Below are 2,660 nucleotides of genomic sequence, written 5' to 3' on the forward strand. Positions count from 1 at the left end.
GCTGCGGCTGGCAGCGATAAAGGCCAACAGCAAGCTCATCGCGATGAACATGCCCGCCAGCACCGAGGTGGCGCGCGTCAGAAAGTCCGCCGCGCCGCGCGCCGACATCAGCCCCGACGGGCTGCCCGACGAGGTGAGACCGCCACCTTCCGAACGCTGCATCAGGATCACGGTGACAAGGGCCGCCGCGATGATGGCCTGGACGACGAGCAGAAAGGTGAACATGACGGCGACGGATTCCAATGCAGCGGGGCAGCGCGCGGACTTCCGCGCACCGGATCGGCCGCACATAGGCGGCGTGGTCGCGGGGATCAACCTCGGCTGCGATGCAGCATCCCCCGCCCCCTCGGCTCCGTCCCATTGGCTCCACTTTGGCGCGGTTCGCCGCCGTACGCTTCCTTCAAATTCGTGACAGGCCTGAAACCAGCGGTGATAGCCTGCGTTATGTTGCACAAATCCGGAACGTTCCGGATGCGGTGCAGCAAATGCGGGATGAGGACGTGGCAACTCTGGTGCAGCCCGAACTGAACTCCTGGATGAACGCACTGGTCGATTATGTGCGATCCGGGGAGCCTGATCTGACCAACCGACAGATGGCGCTTCTGCTGGTGGTGTACCTGCGGCCGGGACCGCATACGGTGCGTGGACTGGCGCGTATCCTGAACGTCTCGAAGCCAGTGGTGACGCGCGCCTTGAACAGGCTGGGCGCTCTCGGCTATCTCCGCCGCCAACGCGACGATAGCGACAAGCGCAACATCTTCGTCGCGCGTACATCCGAAGGGGCAGATTTTCTTGAGGAGTTCGGCCAGTTCATCGGCGACGGCGAATCACCGCCGTCCGCACGCGCCGTCACCGCGTAACGGTTTTGCGCTTACCGGGCGTTCGCGCGCGCTCGATCCGCGAACGCACGCGGTGCGCGCCGATATCGCCGACGTCCGGCTCGCGGATCGCGTGTTCGCCCCGCATTACGCCGCGCCGCTACGGCGGGGGGTTTCGGTTTCCACTGCGCTGCGCGACGCGCGCCCCCGCGACGCGACCGTCATCGCCACGCTGCCGGCGGGCGCGCCGTTCGACCTGTTCGACGTGACGGGCGGTGTCGCCTGGGGCATCGCGGTGGAGGCCGGTGTCGTTGGCTATCTCGATGCCGGGGCGCTGACGCAATGACGATCAGCGTCTTCATCGATGGCGCGGTCGGCACCACCGGGCTGGAAATCCGCGAGCGGCTGTCGAACCGTGCCGATATCGCGCTGGTCACGCTCGACGACGATCGGCGCAAGGATGCCGCCGCCCGCGCCCAGGCGCTCAACGACGCCGATATCGTCATCCTCTGCCTGCCCGACGAAGCGGCGCGCGATGCGGTGGCGATGATCGCCAACGACCGCACCCGCGTGATCGACGCCTCGACAGCGCATCGCGTCGCGGACGGCTGGACCTATGGCTTCGCCGAGCTGGAGCCCGATCAGGCCGACCGGATCGCGCATGCGCGTTTCGTCAGTAATCCGGGTTGCTATCCCACCGGCTTCCTGGCGCTCGTTCGGCCGCTGGTACGGGCGGGGTTTCTGCCGGCCGAGGCGCTGGTGACCGTCAACGCCACGTCCGGTTATTCGGGCGGCGGCAAGGCGATGATCGGCGAATTCGAAACGGGCGCAGCGGCCACCGCCTTTCGCCCTTACGGGCTGTCGCTGTCGCACAAGCATGTGCCGGAAATGCAGCAGCATGCCGGCCTGGCCCATCCGCCGATCTTTCAACCGTCGGTGGCGAACACCTATCGCGGGATGGTGGTCGACGTGCCGTTGCATATCGGCCAGATGCGCGACGATACCACCATCGGACGGATCGAGGCGGCGTTGCGTGATGCCTATGCCGGCAGCGCGCTGGTGCGGGTTGCGGACGCCGATGTATCGACGATCGCGATCGAGGACGACGCCGGCACTGATCGTATGACCCTGCGGGTATTTGGCCACGCCGAACGTGCGCAGTTGCGACTGATCGCGACGCTCGACAATCTCGGCAAGGGCGCGGCCGGCGCCGCAGTGCAGAACCTGAACATCATGGCTGGCCTCGATCCCGTCGCCGGCCTGACCCTCTAAGATCAGCCTGAAGGAGATACGCCTTGGATCGCAATCCGGTCGGCAAGCTGTTGCTCTTTGGTGCCACGGGCGATCTGGCGCGGCGGATGCTCTTGCCGTCGCTCTATGGCCTCCATGCCGATGGCCTGCTGCCCGAGGGACTGACGATCACCGGATCGGCGCGCGGCGACCTCGACGACGCCGGCTTTCGCGATGAGGCGGCCAAGGCGCTCGATGAGTTCCTGCCCGACGATCGCAAGGACCAGGGCAAGATCGCATCCTTCATGGAGCGATTGCAGTTCCAGCCCGCCGATCTGTCGGACGAAGCGACGTTTCAGGCGCTGGCGGACAAGATCGGGGACATCAGCGGCGGGCTGGCGATCTTTCTGTCGACCGCGCCGTCGTTGTTCGAGCCTGCGGTGAAGGGGCTGGAAAAGGTCGGCCTGGCCGGACAGACGGTGCGGATCGGGCTGGAAAAGCCGCTTGGCTACGACCTCGCCTCCAGCCGTGAGATCAACGACACCGTCGCGGCGGTGTTTCCCGAGGACCGGATCTTCCGCATCGATCACTATCTCGGCAAGGAGACGGTGC

General features: G+C 66.2%; 4 protein-coding genes and 1 pseudogene. 4 read left to right on the forward strand and 1 reads right to left on the reverse strand.

All coding sequences use genetic code 11. From position 1 onward, the window contains the following. Positions 1–225, reverse strand: a 225-nt coding sequence (gene secG, locus ACFDSW_RS16205) for a preprotein translocase subunit SecG (RefSeq protein WP_375251292.1), incomplete at its 3' end; no start/stop codon positions are given. A gap of 311 nt (positions 226–536) precedes the next feature. On the opposite strand from secG, the gene ACFDSW_RS16210 reads away from it, so the two are divergent. The 4 genes and pseudogenes from ACFDSW_RS16210 to ACFDSW_RS16225 form a co-directional block, all read left to right on the forward strand. After that, positions 537–860, forward strand: coding sequence for a MarR family transcriptional regulator (locus ACFDSW_RS16210; protein ID WP_375251293.1), 324 nt, complete (start codon positions 537–539; stop codon positions 858–860). A gap of 52 nt (positions 861–912) precedes the next feature. Then, positions 913–1,164 carry an SH3 domain-containing protein gene (locus tag ACFDSW_RS16215; RefSeq protein ID WP_375251290.1) on the forward strand — a complete coding sequence of 84 codons (252 nt, stop codon included), beginning with the start codon at positions 913–915 and terminating at the stop codon, positions 1,162–1,164. Beyond that, positions 1,161–2,090 (forward strand): N-acetyl-gamma-glutamyl-phosphate reductase, encoded by a 930-nt coding sequence (gene argC / locus ACFDSW_RS16220; RefSeq protein WP_375251291.1) that lies wholly within the window; start codon positions 1,161–1,163, stop codon positions 2,088–2,090. The genes ACFDSW_RS16215 and argC overlap by 4 nt, the downstream gene beginning before the upstream one ends. Positions 2,091–2,113: 23 nt before the next feature. Further along, positions 2,114–2,660, forward strand: a pseudogene (locus tag ACFDSW_RS16225) (glucose-6-phosphate dehydrogenase); the annotation flags it as partial.

It is taken from the genome of Sphingomonas sp. (genome assembly GCF_042091075.1).
Taxonomy (GTDB): Bacteria; Pseudomonadota; Alphaproteobacteria; order Sphingomonadales; family Sphingomonadaceae; genus Sphingomonas.

What these genes read in the sequence shown, in the direction of transcription:
- argC (WP_375251291.1), top strand. Translation starts at nt 1,161, where the DNA reads ATGACGATCAGCGTCTTCATCGATGGCGCGGTCGGCACCACCGGGCTG.
- ACFDSW_RS16210 (WP_375251293.1), top strand. Translation starts at nt 537, where the DNA reads ATGAACGCACTGGTCGATTATGTGCGATCCGGGGAGCCTGATCTGACC.